Genomic DNA, 16,709 nt, shown 5'->3' with positions numbered 1-16,709 from the left:
ACTTTGGTGTATTGTGAAATTTTTATATAAATTGATATCAACATGGTGGCTGTCTGGCACAGTAAAAAAAATGCCAGGTACCGTAGGCAGCTTAGCTTCTTATCCAATTGTTCCTGTGATACTGAGTGACAGAATTTTAGGTGCAGCAATTATTTTTTTTTATTTTTGATTGGGCTATGGTCTATAGGCAATTATATAAAACACTACAAGACTTCATGTGATCCAAAAGAGGTAGTAATTGACGAAGTAGTTGGTCAATTGCTGACAATACTTTTAGTTTCGATATTGTTAAGCCAAGAGATGAATTGCTCTTTATTGTTGTTGTGCTTTTTTTCTTTTAGGTTTTTTGATATAATAAAAACGTGGCCTATAAATTTGATCGATAAAAATACCAAAGGTCCTTTAGGTGTTATGCTAGATGACATTATAGCTGCAATTTTAGCCTGTGTTCTTATAGGAGCCTTTTATTGTTTATTGTTGATGTATGCAGGATAAAAAAATTTATTATTCAAGCTTAATTGTTCAAAATTTAAAGGATTATATACTGTACACAGCGAATTTATCTGAGTGGGAAGTACACGATGAATTTGATAACGTTACATTTACAATAAATGGTACTAGTGAGTCATTATTTAATTTTGTGTTCTGTGGAGATCAATGTACCGAGCTTTCTATACAAAAAACTCTAGATTATCTCAGAACAAGAGATATAGAAGCAACATGGGTAATAAATTCACATATGAAAATAAGAGATATTTTAGAAAAGTGTGAAATAAAACACGTTAGCACACTAAAAAAAGCTTTACTTAATATGGAAAATTACTTTTTACCTGCTGATGTTATTCCAAACTTGAGGTTAAATGCTGTAAATGGTAGCGACCTCTTAGAACAGTTAGATTTACACACTTCTAAAATTTTTTATCATGGCGTCGGAATTGTCAGCACATTTTTTTGCGGATTATCAAATTATGATAATAAAAACTCAAGATTAAGATTTTTTCTTGTAACACTAAATAGTGAAATTATTGGGACATGCGGTCTTTATGTTCAAGACAGTGTAGCTGGTTTTTATAGTGATGGAGTTTTACCAATTTACAGGAATCGTGGAATAGGTACCCAAATGGTTTTAGAAAGAATAAAGATAGCTAAACAGCTTGAATGCAAATATATGGTAGCACATTGTATGAAACCTTCTGTAAACCTTTATAAGAGATTGGGCTTTCAGATGTTAGGCAATCTTTACTTATATAACTCTTCAGCATAATTCTGAGCGGTTACAAGTTTTTACATCTGTTTTAGAAGTGCTATGTTTTTTTTGTATGAAGTGGTTTTAATATTGATTCTAATATTATTCTTTCTCTCTTATTCTAAATTAAAAATTAGTAATAAGATTAAGAACTTACAACATCGAAATGTTATCATAAATAATTTAATTGATACTGTGAATGATGGGTTTTATATTTGGGATGCAAAAAAGCGTATAGAAAAGTTCTCTCCCAACTTACTAATTTTGCTTAATACTGTTTTTTACTCATTTAATGAATTTGTGAATTTTTTTGAGCAATCAGAAAGTTTAATTAAAAATTTTGCTGAGGCAAAGGAAATAAATAAATCTTTTACTCTAGATTTAAAGTCAAAAGACAGTGAGGTTTATTGCATATGTTATGGTAGAAGCATAATAGATGATTCTAACAATGTGATTGGTGTGCTGTTATGGATAAGGAATGTCTCAGACTGTAAAATAAAAGCTCACGGACTTGAGCTAGAAAATAGTAAGCTTACACAAGAAGTGGAGAGCTATAAAAATGTTTTCAACTCTTTACCATTTCCAATACTAAAATATAACAAGAATAGAAAGGTAGAATTTTATAATTTGTTTTATGATAAATATGTAGATGGCTCTAAGAAATTTGCTATTACCAGTAGCGCTCATAGAACAAAACCAGGAAGGCATGTCATAACTTACAAGAACGAACCTAAGGTTTTCGATTTTGTTAAAATTCCAATACAAGGTTCTGGTAGCATAGTAATGTATGGGAAAGATGTTAGTGATGCAGAGAAATTATATACTGAATTAAACAGTTATTTAGCTACACAGAAAAATTTGCTTGAGAGGTTGCCGGTTGCTATAGTAATATATAGTAAGAATCAAAAGCTAAAATTTTATAATAATGCTTTCATAAAAACCTTTCAATTTGACCCAAAATTTTTGGCATCTTACCCAACTTATCATGAAGTTATGCTTTACCTCTTCGAATCTAAAAAGCTTTTAGAAAAAGAGGATTTTCAAACTATTAGTAACCAAAGACATGAGTTATTCAAAAAATTATTTGCATCGTATGATGATACGATGCATTTCACGAATGGAAAAGCGTTCAGGGTATTAACAATACCCTACGCTTCGGAAGGTTTGCTGTTCTCTTACGAAGAATGCAAAAGATGATACTTAAACTCCTTCTTTCTCTACCATGAGCTGTTTTACTTTCGCTATTGCTCTTGCTGGATTAAGTCCTTTAGGACAAGTTTTTGTGCAATTCATTATTGTATGACAACGATACAACTTGAATGGGTCGTTTAAAACATCAAGTCTTTCACCTGTCTTATTATCACGGCTGTCAGCAATCCATCTGTAGGCTTGTAATAGTATTGCTGGTCCTAAAAATTTATCACTATTCCACCAGTAGCTTGGGCAACCAGTCGAACAGCAAGCACATAATATACAGTCGGACAAGCCATCTAATTTTTTTCTATCTTCAGGAGATTGAGAGTATTCTTTATTTGGTAGGGCAGGCTTATCTGCTTGTAACCAAGGTTTAATTGATTTGTATTGCTCATAAAATTGGCTCAAGTCCGAGACTAGGTCCTTTATCACATACATGTGAGGTAATGGATATATTTTTACATCACCTTTTATATCGTGTATAGATCTAGTACATGCAAGAGTATTGGTTCCGTCAATATTCATGGCACAAGATCCACATATGCCTTCTCTACAAGAACGTCTGAAAGTTAAAGTCGAATCTATTTCATCCTTTATTTTTATTAATGCATCAAGTACCATAGGGCCACAACTATCCATATCAATAAAAAATGTGTCTATTCTAGGGTTTTTCTCGTAATCAGCAGACCAACGGTAAATTTGAAATCTTCTGATGTTTTTTGCTCTAGCAGGAATAGGATAAATTTTGCCCTTTTGATTAATTTTAGAATTCTTTGGCAAAGAAAACTGAACCATATCACTTACCTTTTATTGTTTATAGCTAAAACCCTTTGTAGATAACATATTTTATTATCATCTACTATATTTTTATTAAATTCCTTTTAAATCGCGCACATATTGTAGCCAAGCGAAGCTAAAATCTCTCTTTCTAGATTTTGCATTATAATTTCTTCATCTTTTTTTTGGTGATCATAACCAAGTAAATGCAATAATCCATGCACTAACATGTGTGCAATGTGAGCAAGAATGGGTATACAATGCTCATGCGATTCTCTTTTTATTGTGTCTATTGAAATTGCTATGTCTCCTAAATCGCACTCATTAGACAATTGTTCACACGGAAATGATAGTACGTTAGTTGGCTTATCCATTTCTCTAAATTTTAAATTAAGTTGATGTAGCAAGTCATCATCAGCCAGAGCTATTGATATATTTGGTTTATAGTGGTCTATTTTTAATTCTTTTAGAGAAGTGTTTATAATATTTAATACAAAACCCTCTGGATCATCTGTAATGCTGCGCCATCTCTCATCAAGAACATTTACTTCTAACATGAGTAACGCACCAGTAAGGGTGTCATGCAAGTAGCTGACACTGGAATCCAGTTTTTATTATCCTTCCTAGCAGAGACTACTTTCAAATCGCAACATTTGTACAGTTGTGTGCGTGACCAGAAAAGGAGAACTATAGATTCCAGTGTCAAGCACTGGGATGACAGGGTATTACACATCACTCATACTTATTATTTCATTCCATTCAATTTCCGAAACTGGGGCAATTGATAAACGTGGTTGTTTTAATATAGCCATATTTTTCAAAAGTGGGTTTTGTTTTATATTATTTAACGTTACTTGGTTATTTAAAGGTTTCAAAAACTTTACATTCACTAATCCGAACTTGGGATCATTAACATGATAATACTCTTTAAATACTTCAACGATTCCAAGTATTGCTTTCTCTTTACCTGTATGATAAAAAAACGCAAGATCGCTTACTTTCATAATTTTCATGTAATTTTGAGCTTGATAATTGCGCACGCCATCCCACTCAACTACCTGCTCCTTTTCCATTTTTTGCCATGAATATTCACTTGGCTCTGACTTGAGTAGCCAAAGTTGCATTATTTTTTTCTTCTTAAATAAGCCGGTATATCATAAACATTGCTGCCCCATTTAGCTCCTTCGCTTACCTGTTCAGCTGGTTTTGTTTCCAGTGTTTTGTCTTGCGTACTTTCACTGTGACTATAGGGCCACTTAAATTTCTCTTTCTCTGAGTCTTCGCTCTGACTTATAGGTGAAGTTTCTGATTTATTATTGCGACCATCAATGCCAGTTGCAAGAACAGAAACTCTAACTCTTCCCTCCATCGCTTGATCAAAAGTAGCACCAAATATTATATTTGCATTTTCATCTACTTCTTCACGAACTCTATTGGCTGCAGCATCAACTTCAAACAGAGTCATATCTCCGCCACCAGTAATGTTAATTAATATTCCTTGCGCACCTTTCATTGATACATTGTCAAGCAATGGATTGGATATTGCAGCTTCCGCAGCACTAATTGCTCTATCTTCTCCTTCTGCCTCTCCGGTGCCAATCATCGCTTTGCCCATCTCGCTCATTACTGTTTCTATATCAGCGAAGTCAAGATTAATAAGCCCTGGCATAACCATCAAGTCAGTTACTCCTCTGATGCCAATATGCAGAACATTATCAGCAAGTTTAAATGCATCAGAAAATGTAGTTTTTTCATTTGCAATTCTAAATAAATTCTGATTTGGAATGACAATAAGTGTATCCACGTATTTTTGCAGTTCTTCAAGTCCAAGCTCTGCAATGCGCATACGGCGCACACCTTCAAAACCGAACGGTTTAGTTACAACTCCAACAGTCAATATCTTTTTTTCTTTTGGCGCTCTATCCTTAACTGCGGCTCTTGCTTCTCTGGCTGCTTTTGCAATTACCGGTGCTGCACCGGTTCCAGTACCACCGCCCATTCCTGCTGTGATGAAAAGCATATGACTATCTTTTATATGCTCCATAATTTCATCGATTGATTCTTCTGCTGCACCTTTGCCAACATCAGGCAAAGCACCAGCACCAAGACCCTTAGTTAAATTAATGCCAAGCTGAATTTTTTTATCACATAACGACTTTTCTAGTGCTTGAGCGTCGGTATTTGCGACAACAAAATTCACTCCTTGCAAATTAGATTGGATCATGTTATTCACAGCATTTCCACCAGCACCACCCACTCCTACAACGGTAATCCTTGGGTGTAATATAGGTAACTCCGGCAGACTAAGATCAATAGACATTTAAATTACTCAAATTTAGCGAATTCACTTGATAGTAAGTTACCGCTTTTTTAATAATATGCAAATACTTTTCACTTCTATAGGTGTAAACAGTAAACGGGATTTGCTTATTCTTAATATTTATACTAATAAGTGCTATTTTATAATTACTAGATTTTTGGATGATATTACTTCAAAAAAATAAAAAATGTTTATAAAAAGGGACAGAAACCTATCCCTTTTTGTTTTGTTGAAGTTATTATATAGTTTTTCCTTCTCCTTTCCATGCTTCAACCGCAACATCTTTTAATTTTAAGGCAACTTGATATGTTCCATAAAGAACAGCAGCTGCAGCAATTGCCATTATGGCACCTGCAACTATCTGACCAGCAACACCTGTTCCGATAAATCCAGGTAATGAAGCAGCTATTGCTTGATTTGTCCCAACAAAGTAGCTGGCAGTCTTAGCAAGAAACCCAGAAGCTTCTGCTGCACTAACAAAGCCTGCTTTCATATGCATTGCTGTAAAGACAACACTTGCCACTGCAACCGGAAATAATGCTGTTCTTAACTTATTATCCTTAATATACTTACCAAACCCACCAGCAGCATCTTTAACTCCCCAGTGTTCATTACCAGCTTGTTTATATCCCCCTGAAATAGCATGAAAAACGCCATCCCCATCTTTATATTCATAATTCGTTAATGTCATAACTCTACTCCTTAAATAGAATATTAAAATTTCATTAAGGCGAGTATACAGTGAAATAAATTATCTGTCAAGTAAACTAATTTTTTAATATACCCTTATTCTGTAATTCAGTGCTTCAGCAATGTGTGCTCTTTTCACTTCTTCACTTTTTGCAAGATCTGCAATGGTTCTTGCAACTTTTAATACACGTGTGTAGCCTCGATTGGAAATATAATTTTCTTTCAGTACGTATTTTAGCAATTCTAACCCTGTCTGATCTGGTTCAGTAAATTTATTAAATGCTTCACCGCTTACTTCTGAATTGCAACGAATATTTAATTCACTATAGCGCTCAGTTTGAACTTTTCTTGCTGCTATCACTCTTTCTCTTATGATTTTAGTACTTTCTCCCTCCACAGAGATTTCAGGAGAGAGTATGCTAACGTTTGGCATTTCAATGCATATGTCTATTCTATCAAGCAATGGTCCTGATATTTTGTTTTTGTAATCTGTGCCACACTTTGGAGCTTTGTTGCACGATCTACTTGCATCACCTAAATAACCGCACCTGCAGGGATTCATTGCAGCTATAAGTTGAAAATTGGCAGGGTAGGTTATGTGAGCATTTGCCCTTGCAACGGTAACTTTTCTATCTTCAAGTGGTTGGCACAGAGAATCAAGCACAAGTCTTGGAAATTCAGGTAGCTCATCAAGGAATAACACGCCATTGTGAGCCATAGTGATTTCTCCAGGTTTTGCATTCTTTCCTCCCCCTATCATTGCTGGCATAGAGCATGAATGATGAGGTTCACGAAAGGGACGAGTTACTTTGAATATTTCATTACCAGTTTTTGTTATGCTGGAAATAATATTAACATCAATCATCTCCTGTTCGGTCAAATCAGGCAGCAATCCTATAAAGCGCTTAGCAAGCATAAGACCTGCTGCAAAAGGTGATTGAAAAAATAATGTGAGAGAAGTAGAAGAAGAATAAGCAGATTGAGTAAGGTAAAAAAATGAGCTTTAGTTACTATAACATGAAGAAACACCCAAGAAACTTTCGTAATATAACAGGTTTAACTATAGAGGAGTTCGAAAAGGTAGTGGAAAAAGTGAGGTCTGGGTGGGAAAGAGTTGAAAAACAGAAAAAGTGCCATGGTAGAAGATCACAACTACCAACTCTAGAAGATAAGTTATTTTGCGTAATTTTGTACTATCGCACTTACATAACACATAGATTTTTAGGGTGCCTGTTCAATGTGCACAACGCAAATGTATGTAGGTTACTGAAGAAAATAGAGCCATTACTTGCTAAAAAAGTTACTATAACAAAAGATAGAAGTATGACACCAGAAAAAATACTGAAGATTCTGGCTGATGTTACAGAACAGCAAATACAGAGACCAGAAGATAGTAAAAAACGGAAGAAATCATATTCAGGAAAAAAAAAGAACCAACACTATGAAAACTGAGATTGTTATCGAAGAAGGTGGAAGAATTTTATCAGTGTCAAAGTCATATCGTGGTAGAATTAATGATTTTCGCATAAGGAAACAAGAAAAATATTTACCAATCGATAGCATAAAATATGCCGATTCTGGATATCAAGGTTGGCAAAAATTGCAAAGCAATGTTATAATTCCATATAAAAAGTATCGTAAAAAGCCATTAACTCCAGAGCAGAAAGAGCATAATAGAAGATTAGCATCATTTAGAATGAGAGTAGAAAATAAGATCCGTGAGATAAAGATATTTAAGATTATGTTTCATGTTTACCGCAATTTTCAGAAAAAATACAACCTGAGGTTCAATATTATTGCTGGTATTGTGAATCTTAAGCACGCCTTTTAGTTAATCTTGATTTTAGTCACCCTCCTTTCCTTCTTTTTATTGCTTGATTCGCAGCAGGTCTTATGTTAATAATGCATGTTGGTCAAGCCATTTTTTACATTATCATTTGAAGTATATATTTCAAGCTGCTTCCTAAACTGTCATCAGCTGTATATAATTCACATATGATACACGGCTGGCTGAATCTTGATAAACCAATAGGAATTAGTTCTGCACAAGCTGTAACCCAAGTTAAAAAGATCTTTGGAATTAAGAAAGCTGGTCATCTGGGAACACTTGATCCTTTAGCTTCAGGTGTGTTGCCAATTGCTCTTGGCGAGGCAACAAAAACTATACCGTATTTATCTTGTGACTTAAAGGCATACGATTTTACAATAAAATGGGGCGAACAAAGAACAACGGATGATTTGGGTGGTGATATCATTAGAACTAGCGATATAAAACCCGAATATAATCAAATAAATTGTGCAATTGAAAATTTTATTGGTGAGATCAAGCAGACTCCTCCTCAATTTTCAGCAATAAAAATCAAAGGAGCAAGGGCGTATAAATTGGCAAGAAGTGGGCAAAAGGTAAATATAAAACCCCGACAAGTCAAAATACATGAGCTGAAATTGATATCTGTGGACACCATAAATAATAGTGCAGATTTTTCTATGATGTGCGGTAGTGGTGTATATGTGAGATCAATTGCTCGGGATCTTGGCATTGCATTAAATTGTTTTGGACACATTACGAAATTAAGAAGAACTATGGTAGGTGACTTTAGAGAAAACGAATCAGTGACAATTGAACAGCTCGCTGAAAGAAACACAATAACTTACTCTCCGATAACAAAAGGTGATACTGGAGTAATAGAAGGTACAGGGAGTAATGCAAAAAGTTTCATCATTCCCATTGAATCGGCTTTAAGATCGATGTTCAAAGTTGAAATTTCCCCAGAAGATGCGGGGAAAATCAGAAAAGGTCAGGAAATTGTATTAAATAACTTGCGTAATTTAAAGAATTATGATATTTGTTGTACGATAGTGGGTAGTGTACCTATTGCAATCTGCAGTTTTATTTATGGTTGTGTGAAACCTATTCGTGTTTTTAATATTTTAAATGAGGTTTAGATGTCGATAACATCCGAAAAGAAAAAGAGTTTGATAAATATATATGCAATTAAAGAAGATGATACAGGTTCATCTTTTGTACAATGTGCAATTTTGACCGAGAGGATCAGTAACTTAACTGAGCATTTTAAAGTGCACAAGCATGACCATCACTCTAAGCGTGGTTTACTTATATTGATAGGTAGAAGACGCAAGCACTTAAATTATATAAAGCGTAAATTTGGTAATGAAGCCTACCAGGAATTAATAGAGAAGTTAGGCATTAGAAAATAATCGAGGAATTTAGTATGTTTAAAATTATAAAAAAATCTATAGAGTGTGGTGGTCGTGCCTTATCTTTAGAAACAGGAAAAATAGCACGCCAAGCTCATGGTTCAGTAGTTGTAAATTACGGTGATACTTCTGTTTTAGTAACTGTTGTAAGTAAAAAGAAGGAAGAAAGCGTTGATTTCCTACCTTTAAATGTGCAGTTTATCGCAAAAAGCTATGCCATGGGTAAGATCCCTGGTGGTTTTTTTAAAAGAGAAGGCAAGCCATCTGATAGAGAAACTTTAATCTCAAGAGTAATAGATAGGAGTGTAAGGCCACTCTTTCCAGAAGGATTTCATGATGAAATTAGTGTGGTGTGTAATCTATTAACTTATGATACAGTCAATCCTCCTGAAGTGCCAGCATTGATTGGTGCTGTTGCAGCTCTTGCGATTTCTGGTGTTCCTTTTCACTTTACTATAGCTGGAGTGATAGTTGGTTGTGATGAAAATAATAACTATATACTCAACCCTTCTGTTCAAGAGATGAAAGCAAGCAGCTTGGATCTGTTTTTGTCTGGTGATGAAAATTCGATTTTAATGGTTGAGTCAGAAGTGAAAGAGCTCTCTGAAGAAAATGTTTTTAATGCAATAAAATTTGGCCATGAACACCTTAAACCTGTCATTAAGCTCATAAAAGAGTTTGCTGATACAGTTAGCAATAAGCCTGAAAGCTTTGCTCCTGTTGATACATCAGATATAACACAAGAGCTCGAAAAATACGGTAAAGATTTTGAAAAAGCATATTCGCAAACAGTAAAACAAGAGCGAGTTCAAGCTCTAGAAGCGGTCAGAGAGAATATATTGAATACTCTTAAAGAGACTGGAAAAGATGAAAAGTTAATTACGTATGCAGTAAAAAACTTTGAAAGATCTTTAGTACGTGAAATAATTAGGAAGAAAGGTGTAAGGATAGACGGTCGTAAGCATGATGAGATACGTCAGATAGAAGTTGAAGTTGATATTCTGTCCAGAACTCACGGTTCTGCGCTGTTTACAAGAGGCAACACTCAGGCATTGGTTGTTACTGCTCTTGGTACTACTCAAGATGAGCAAATTGTGGATGATATTGAAGGAGATAGACGTGAGCATTTCATGCTGCATTATAATTTCCCTCCATTTGCTGTTGGAGAGGCTTCTGCTATACGTGCACCAGGAAGGAGAGAAATCGGTCATGGTAAACTTGCTTGGAAAGCAATTCACCCTGTTTTACCTGATAAATCTGAATTCCCTTATACAATAAGAGTAGTATCTGAAATTATGGAATCTGATGGTTCTTCTTCTATGGCAACAGTTTGCGGGACTTCTCTTGCTTTAATGGATACGGGTGTACCAATAAAGGCCCCTGTTGCTGGAATTGCTATGGGCCTTATTAAAGATAAAGACGAGTATGTAATACTTTCCGATATATTAGGTGATGAAGATTATCTTGGTGATATGGACTTTAAAGTAGCAGGAACTAGTGAAGGAATTACGGCACTGCAAATGGACATGAAAATTCCTGGTATAAGCTTTGAAATTGTTGAAAAATCTTTAGAACAGGCAAAAGCTGGAAGATTACATATTTTAGAAAAAATGAATGCAGTGATTTCAGAACACAGTGATGACGTCAAAGACCATGCACCAAGGATGTTATCATTTTACATAGATAAAGACAAAATTTCTGCAGCTATTGGTGCTAAAGGAAAAAATATACGCAGTGTGTGTGAAAGAAGTAATGCAAAAATTGAAATAAGAGATGATGGTAAAGTTTCTGTTTTTGCCACGAGTGGCACTGAAGCTGAGATTGCAAAGAGTATGATGATTGATTCAATAACAGAACTAGAACAAGGTTCTATAGTTGATGTCAAAGTTGTAAAAATAGAGAAGTCTATTGTAGAGCTTGAATTTCTTAATGGCAGAAAAGGAAAAATGCACATAAGTGAAGTAGCTAATGAACACATAGATTCTATAGAGAGCATACTTAAACAAGATGATACTTTCAAAGCACTAGTAATTGACTTCGAAAAAGGTGGATGTCCAAAGTTGTCAAGACGTCGAGTTGATCAAGAGACGGGAGAGTTTTTTGAAGGTGAGCTTTACAACGAGGAAAGGAAAGATGGTCCAAATGACAGGGATAATTATTACAATAATTCATTTAATAGAAAACCTGGAGGAAGTTACCATAAGAAGCCTTCTCGTCCTCGTTCTGGTTTCAGCAACAGAAATAGGCCGAAATTTGGTAATAATGATTCATCATCAGGCTTTTATTAAGAGTAAACTTCTTGCGTTACCTCTTGTCATCCAAGTAGCTTGACTACTTGGACCAGAGACTTTTTCAAATTGGTAGATAATAGAAATAATTTGTGTTAACTAGCTAAAGATCTTAGGTTTGCCAACATTCCGCTACGTGTTAGCGGCTGAGATACCGCGAATGAATCGCGGTATGACGTATGGCTGCACTAGCTATATAGGATTACCACGATGGATTTTAAGATCATTTACGGCCTTCTTAATATCTTCAGCCTTGAATATCGCCGATCCCGCAACTAAAATATCAGCACCTGCTTTTATTATATCAGCTGCGTTAGAAAAGTTAATTCCACCATCTACTGAAATTTGTGTTTTAAGATTACGCTCCTGTATCATTTTTTTTATAGTAGATATCTTGTTCAACTGTGAATGAATAAATTCCTGCCCTCCAAAGCCAGGGTTGACTGTCATAATCAGCACAATATCTAGCTCATGTATTATGTATTCAAGCACACTTGGGGAAGTTGAAGGAACAATTGAGACTCCAGCTTGAATCGGTTTTTTTGCGTCGTTTACATTTTTGTATGACTTTATCCTTCTTATCAACCTCTCAAGGTGTATCTCTGCTTCTGCATGTACAGTGATAATATCAGCACCAGCATTTATAAAGCTTTCAATGTGGTTACCAGGAGATTTGACCATTAAATGCACATCAAAAGGAAGATTGCTATATTTACGTATTGCAGAGACAACGCTAGGACCAATTGTAATATTTGGAACGAAATTCCCATCCATAACGTCTATGTGTATGTAATCTACACCTAAATCGCTAATTTTTCTTACTTCTTCTCCTAATTTTGCAAAGTCTGCTGAAAGTATAGAAGGTGCAATTTTAATACTCATGAGCTGTTTTTTACTAAAAAATAACTTATTTTTAAAACTCTGTCACCCTAATACTATTTGCATCATTTGAGTAGCTATAGGAACTGGATACCGATATCGGCGATGGTTTATGCCTATTTAACTAGATCTTAAATTAGATAAAAAAAGGTAGTCTTGATAAAACTTATTTACAACAAGTTTTTTTACATTTGGATTTTCTGTTTGTTCTTTTTTGTACCCTAATTTATAGCTTATTGAATCCTTATATGAACTGATCGTTTTGTATGCTTTGTTCATCTCTCTAGGAAAGATGCCATTAGCAATTACGACGCATAACCCTGTAGCTGTTGCAAAAGCTAGAGTGGTAAATGCTAGATTTTGTAAAAAATTCCTTCCACTAATTTTTTTTTCCTGTATATTAGCAGAGTGCGATTTGTTTGACGCTTCTTCTAGATGTTCATGCCATATATGATTGCAGTTCGTACACTTTACCTTTCTTCCAAATGCACCAATTTGCTCAGAAGATACTAAGTAAGTTTTAGTACAACTATTACATTGTATTTTCATAGCACTTATATATAAAGTAGTAACAAGCTCAAATGATACAGAGCTATAAATTTAATATTAATATATATAACAAATGGAAGGTTTGCAACTAAAAAAAACACAAAGTGAGATAGAAAATATTTGGAAAAATAGAGAAAAATTTAATGACTGTAACCTAAAGGAAACAGCAAGAATAGCAATTAAAGAGGTAATTGAGCTCCTTGATAGTGGCAAAATTAGAGTAGCAGAAAAGCTATCAAATGGAGAATGGGTAGTACATAAGTGGATAAAGCAGGCAATATTATTACATTTTCTCACTGAAGAAAACAAAATAATAGACAATACCAATTGCTGGTTTGACAAGATCGGTAACAAATTTAGTGAATGGAATGAGGAGAAATTTCGCCAGTTAAAAATTAGAGCAGTTCCTGGGTGTTTTGTCCGCCGATCCGCTTATATAGGTACAAATGTTGTTCTAATGCCAAGTTTTATCAACGTTGGTGCATATGTTGATTCAGGAACAATGATAGATACCTGGTCAACGATTGGTAGCTGTGCGCAAATAGGAAAAAACTGCCATATTTCCGGTGGAGTAGGAATAGGTGGAGTCCTTGAGCCTATTCAAGCTTCACCTGTCATTATAGAAGATAATTGCTTTATTGGAGCACGTAGCGAGGTAGCCGAGGGTGTGGTAGTGAGAGAAGGATCAGTCCTTGGCATGGGTGTGTTTATTGGAGCATCAACAAAGATTATTGATAGAGAAACTAGCGAGGTATTTTATGGCGAAGTGCCACCTTATTCTGTAGTGGTACCAGGGTCTATTCCATCTAAAAATAACATTTCAACCTATTGTGCAGTTATAGTAAAAAAAGTGGATGAAAAGACGAGATCGAAAACCTCTATAAATGAAATATTGAGATTAATTGTGTGATTAATAGACATTGTCTACGAATCACACAATTTACACAAGACCATATGTCACTTTGACTCTAAGCACTTTGTCAATCTTTATTAACGATATGCTTGATTTATTTACAAATATATGTAATAATCAAATTATATCTTTAACAATCTAAGAAGTAAATATGTCAGGAAACTCAAATGAGAAAAGAAACAAAATATGCGATTTACTACAGTCTGTCTCAGAGAAGTCAATCAGGGAAAGTTGTGATGAGTTTTACTTTTGCCATAATAAGCGTCATTGGTATGATCAGTCCTAATTTTGTGGATCTTTGTACCCTCTATTAGGAGAAAAGTCACCTAATAAGCCCATAATGCTTATTTCAGGTAGTCCAAACTTATCCGATGAACTTAAAGATATGAATGAAGGGATGAGAGATCATGATTGCTGTGAAAAAAGCATAATCTACATTCATAACAGTGGATTGTATATTAAATCAAAGCCGCAAGGCTATAATGAGCAAGGAGTGATACTGTCAATTGGATTGATTGATAGAAATCGTAGGCATCTAAGTACACTCCTAGCTGTACAGTCCCAGAGTGTGATAGTATGATAAAATGTGAGAAAAAAATACCATCAAAGGAGGAATTATGGGACAAGTATTACATGGGTGTGCCAAAACAACAGAGACGATTCGTAGAGCAATACAAAATAGTAAAGAGAGCATAGCAAAACTCTCAAAGTATTATAACCTTAATCCAAAAACTATTATTAAGTGGAGAAAACGCTCATTCACTAAAGACGCTGATATGGGTCCAAAACATCCAAGATCAACTGTTCTAACTTTAGAAGAAGAAGCAATAATCGTCGCATTTCGGAAGCATACACTTCTACCATTAGATGATTGCCTTTATGCCTTGCAGTCTACAATTCCGCACTTAACTCGTTCTAGCCTGCATCGCTGTTTACAAAGACATAACATTAGCAAACTGCCAGATGTTGATGGTGAAGCTAAACCAAAAAAGAAATTTAAGAAATATCCTATAGGCTATTTCCATATTGATATTGCAGAAGTCAGAACAGAGGAGGGAAAACTATATCTATTTGTTGCTATAGATAGAACATCCAAATTCACCTATATTGAGTTACATAAAAGTGCTACAAAACCCATAGCTGCTGAGTTTTTACGTAATTTGATTAAAATTCTACCGTATAAAATCCACACTGTTTTGACAGACAACGGTATACAATTTACCAACCAGAAACGCCATAAATACGCTTTCCAACACATATTTGATAGAGTTTGTGAAGAACATAATATTGAACATCGTCTAACAAAAATCAGCCATCCTTAGACAAATGGGCAAGTTGAACGTATGAACAAAACTTTAAAAAATGCTACTGTTAAAAAATACTACTACCAATCACATCAGCAACTCACAAAGCATCTTTATGACTTTGTCATGGCTTACAATTATGCAAAGAGACTCAAAACTCTTAATGGTCTTACTCCTTTTGAATTTACATGTTCTCAGTGGACAAAATCTCCTGAATTGTTTATACTAAATCCTTACCATCACACTCTGGGACCATACATCTAAAAAATGGAGTACGAACGGTAGGGGGATCTAAAAGATCGAATCACAATCCTGTACAGCATTTACATTATTATTTGATTATATTTATAGGTACAAAAATGGCTAGAACAGTTTTCATTGGTATTGATGTTTCAAAAGAAACACTTGATATCTCAATCGACAATAAACATCAGCGTATAGAAAATGTAGAAAGAGCTATATCTGAGTTTATAAAGTCAAAAATAGTTAACATATTTGTTAGGTTGTGTGTAGTAGAATCAACAGGTGGTTATGAAAAACTTGTCATAAAGTTGTTACGGGAACATAACATAGCTGTTCACAGAGCTCACCCAAATCGGGTATATGCATTTGCAAAAGCCTGCAACCACTTTGCAAAAACAGATAAATTAGATGCAAAATTACTAGAAAAATATGCTGAATTTATCACAAAAAATGACGAGGTAATAGAATACATAGTTTCACAAAAGCAAGAAGAACTAAAAGAGCTAAGAGCAGTTGAGCGCAATCTAAACGATGAAGTTCACGCAAATAAGTGTCGTTTGCATAAGGTTACAGGAAAAGCCAGGGAATATATAGAAAAACAGATAGAATTTGCAAAAAAACAATTAGAGCAAATTAGGCAAGACATAGAAGATATAATAAACTCTGATCCTGATTTGAAGGAAAAAAGCAAACTGCTAACTAGCTATAAAGGTGTTGGACGGAAAACCGCAAGTATCCTACTCATAGAGGTACCTGAACTTGGTAGGTTAGATAATAAGGAAATAGCTTGTCTAGTTGGAGTTGCACCAAAAACTAGTGAAAGTGGAAGGAAAGTGAGCAAGGCCCAAGTCATAGGTGGCAGATTTTATGCTCGAAAAGCATTATACATGTCTGCTGTGGTTGCAATGCGTCATAATAAAAAAATGAAAGTATTTTACCAGCGTTTAGTTGACTCTGGCAAAGTCGCTTTAGTTGCTGTAATGAGAAAAATCATCATTTGTTTAAATGCTATGATAAAAAACAATAATTTTTATCTTGATGTTTAAGACGGTAGATGCCATTTTACTGTTCTCTATCTTTTCCAGAA

The 16,709-nt window shown here is 34.7% G+C and carries 15 protein-coding genes and 3 pseudogenes; 10 read left to right on the top strand and 8 right to left on the bottom strand.

Annotated features, from left to right (window positions below):
- Positions 1-13: 13 nt before the first annotated feature.
- From AAGD69_RS05945 to AAGD69_RS05935, 3 genes and pseudogenes are all read left to right on the top strand, one after another.
- A pseudogene (locus AAGD69_RS05945) lies at positions 14-495 on the top strand (phosphatidylglycerophosphatase A).
- Entirely contained in the window at positions 485-1,264 is a 780-nt protein-coding gene (locus AAGD69_RS05940) for a GNAT family N-acetyltransferase (protein WP_341811998.1), read from the top strand. The pseudogene AAGD69_RS05945 and the gene AAGD69_RS05940 overlap by 11 nt, the downstream one beginning before the upstream one ends.
- 42 nt (positions 1,265-1,306) lie before the next feature.
- On the top strand, positions 1,307-2,443 hold the full coding sequence (locus AAGD69_RS05935) for a hypothetical protein (protein ID WP_341811997.1): 1,137 nt from the start codon (positions 1,307-1,309) through the stop codon (positions 2,441-2,443).
- Positions 2,444-2,446: 3 nt separating this feature from the next.
- Here the strand turns inward: AAGD69_RS05935 and AAGD69_RS05930 are convergent, their stop codons facing one another.
- The 6 genes from AAGD69_RS05930 to AAGD69_RS05905 all read right to left on the bottom strand — a co-directional run bounded on the left by AAGD69_RS05930 (position 2,447) and on the right by AAGD69_RS05905 (position 7,143).
- Positions 2,447-3,235, bottom strand: coding sequence for a succinate dehydrogenase iron-sulfur subunit (locus AAGD69_RS05930; protein ID WP_341811996.1), 789 nt, complete (start codon positions 3,233-3,235; stop codon positions 2,447-2,449).
- An 86-nt stretch (positions 3,236-3,321) separates the two neighbouring features.
- Positions 3,322-3,774, bottom strand: a complete 453-nt coding sequence (gene ybeY / locus AAGD69_RS05925) for an rRNA maturation RNase YbeY (protein WP_341811995.1) — start codon at positions 3,772-3,774, stop codon at positions 3,322-3,324.
- Between the two features lie 168 nt (positions 3,775-3,942).
- Positions 3,943-4,341 (bottom strand): EVE domain-containing protein, encoded by a 399-nt coding sequence (locus AAGD69_RS05920; protein ID WP_164224443.1) that lies wholly within the window; start codon positions 4,339-4,341, stop codon positions 3,943-3,945.
- Positions 4,341-5,537, bottom strand: a complete 1,197-nt coding sequence (gene ftsZ, locus AAGD69_RS05915; RefSeq protein ID WP_341811994.1) for a cell division protein FtsZ — start codon at positions 5,535-5,537, stop codon at positions 4,341-4,343. Before ftsZ ends, AAGD69_RS05920 begins: the two co-directional genes overlap by 1 nt.
- Before the next feature lie 238 nt (positions 5,538-5,775).
- Positions 5,776-6,228, bottom strand: a complete 453-nt coding sequence (locus AAGD69_RS05910; RefSeq protein WP_341811993.1) for a hypothetical protein — start codon at positions 6,226-6,228, stop codon at positions 5,776-5,778.
- Between the two features lie 84 nt (positions 6,229-6,312).
- Complete coding sequence (locus AAGD69_RS05905; protein ID WP_341811992.1) at positions 6,313-7,143, bottom strand: YifB family Mg chelatase-like AAA ATPase; 831 nt, start codon at positions 7,141-7,143, stop codon at positions 6,313-6,315.
- 80 nt (positions 7,144-7,223) lie between these two features.
- On the opposite strand from AAGD69_RS05905, the pseudogene AAGD69_RS05900 reads away from it, so the two are divergent.
- From AAGD69_RS05900 to pnp, 4 genes and pseudogenes are all read left to right on the top strand, one after another.
- Positions 7,224-8,058, top strand: a pseudogene (locus AAGD69_RS05900) (transposase).
- 167 nt (positions 8,059-8,225) lie between these two features.
- The gene (truB, locus tag AAGD69_RS05895) at positions 8,226-9,173 is read left to right on the top strand and encodes a tRNA pseudouridine(55) synthase TruB (RefSeq protein WP_341812654.1); all 948 of its coding nucleotides are present in this window, start codon (positions 8,226-8,228) and stop codon (positions 9,171-9,173) included.
- Entirely contained in the window at positions 9,174-9,446 is a 273-nt protein-coding gene (rpsO, locus tag AAGD69_RS05890; RefSeq protein WP_006279944.1) for a 30S ribosomal protein S15, read from the top strand. It begins immediately after the preceding gene.
- Positions 9,447-9,460: 14 nt separating this feature from the next.
- On the top strand, positions 9,461-11,734 hold the full coding sequence (pnp, locus tag AAGD69_RS05885) for a polyribonucleotide nucleotidyltransferase (protein ID WP_341811991.1): 2,274 nt from the start codon (positions 9,461-9,463) through the stop codon (positions 11,732-11,734).
- A gap of 192 nt (positions 11,735-11,926) precedes the next feature.
- Here the strand turns inward: pnp and rpe are convergent, their stop codons facing one another.
- Positions 11,927-12,616: a ribulose-phosphate 3-epimerase gene (gene rpe, locus AAGD69_RS05880; RefSeq protein WP_341811990.1), complete on the bottom strand. Its 690-nt coding sequence runs from the start codon at positions 12,614-12,616 to the stop codon at positions 11,927-11,929.
- Positions 12,617-12,733: 117 nt separating this feature from the next.
- Entirely contained in the window at positions 12,734-13,162 is a 429-nt protein-coding gene (locus tag AAGD69_RS05875) for a zinc-ribbon domain-containing protein (protein WP_264731275.1), read from the bottom strand.
- 73 nt (positions 13,163-13,235) lie between these two features.
- On the opposite strand from AAGD69_RS05875, the gene dapD reads away from it, so the two are divergent.
- The 3 genes and pseudogenes from dapD (at position 13,236) to AAGD69_RS05860 (ending at position 16,668) form a co-directional block, all read left to right on the top strand.
- Positions 13,236-14,072, top strand: coding sequence for a 2,3,4,5-tetrahydropyridine-2,6-dicarboxylate N-succinyltransferase (dapD, locus tag AAGD69_RS05870; protein WP_341811989.1), 837 nt, complete (start codon positions 13,236-13,238; stop codon positions 14,070-14,072).
- 620 nt (positions 14,073-14,692) lie between these two features.
- Positions 14,693-15,643, top strand: a pseudogene (locus tag AAGD69_RS05865) (IS481 family transposase).
- A gap of 95 nt (positions 15,644-15,738) precedes the next feature.
- Positions 15,739-16,668, top strand: a complete 930-nt coding sequence (locus AAGD69_RS05860; RefSeq protein ID WP_341811988.1) for an IS110 family transposase — start codon at positions 15,739-15,741, stop codon at positions 16,666-16,668.
- The last annotated feature ends 41 nt before the right edge of the window (positions 16,669-16,709 follow it).

The organism is Wolbachia endosymbiont (group A) of Conops quadrifasciatus, from assembly GCF_964027015.1.
GTDB lineage: Bacteria > Pseudomonadota > Alphaproteobacteria > Rickettsiales > Anaplasmataceae > Wolbachia.
Note: the sequence above shows the minus strand (reverse complement) of the source record. Positions and strands in the feature narration are given on the sequence as shown.

Excerpts from the sequence above, each read along its gene's own strand:
- AAGD69_RS05940 (WP_341811998.1), top strand. The coding sequence starts at position 485 with ATGCAGGATAAAAAAATTTATTATTCAAGCTTAATTGTTCAAAATTTA.
- AAGD69_RS05935 (WP_341811997.1), top strand. The coding sequence starts at position 1,307 with ATGTTTTTTTTGTATGAAGTGGTTTTAATATTGATTCTAATATTATTC.
- AAGD69_RS05930 (WP_341811996.1), bottom strand. The coding sequence starts at position 3,235 with ATGGTTCAGTTTTCTTTGCCAAAGAATTCTAAAATTAATCAAAAGGGC.
- ybeY (WP_341811995.1), bottom strand. The coding sequence starts at position 3,774 with ATGTTAGAAGTAAATGTTCTTGATGAGAGATGGCGCAGCATTACAGAT.
- AAGD69_RS05920 (WP_164224443.1), bottom strand. The coding sequence starts at position 4,341 with ATGCAACTTTGGCTACTCAAGTCAGAGCCAAGTGAATATTCATGGCAA.
- ftsZ (WP_341811994.1), bottom strand. The coding sequence starts at position 5,537 with ATGTCTATTGATCTTAGTCTGCCGGAGTTACCTATATTACACCCAAGG.
- AAGD69_RS05910 (WP_341811993.1), bottom strand. The coding sequence starts at position 6,228 with ATGACATTAACGAATTATGAATATAAAGATGGGGATGGCGTTTTTCAT.
- AAGD69_RS05905 (WP_341811992.1), bottom strand. The coding sequence starts at position 7,143 with ATGCTTGCTAAGCGCTTTATAGGATTGCTGCCTGATTTGACCGAACAG.
- rpsO (WP_006279944.1), top strand. The coding sequence starts at position 9,174 with ATGTCGATAACATCCGAAAAGAAAAAGAGTTTGATAAATATATATGCA.
- pnp (WP_341811991.1), top strand. The coding sequence starts at position 9,461 with ATGTTTAAAATTATAAAAAAATCTATAGAGTGTGGTGGTCGTGCCTTA.
- rpe (WP_341811990.1), bottom strand. The coding sequence starts at position 12,616 with ATGAGTATTAAAATTGCACCTTCTATACTTTCAGCAGACTTTGCAAAA.
- AAGD69_RS05875 (WP_264731275.1), bottom strand. The coding sequence starts at position 13,162 with ATGAAAATACAATGTAATAGTTGTACTAAAACTTACTTAGTATCTTCT.
- dapD (WP_341811989.1), top strand. The coding sequence starts at position 13,236 with ATGGAAGGTTTGCAACTAAAAAAAACACAAAGTGAGATAGAAAATATT.
- AAGD69_RS05860 (WP_341811988.1), top strand. The coding sequence starts at position 15,739 with ATGGCTAGAACAGTTTTCATTGGTATTGATGTTTCAAAAGAAACACTT.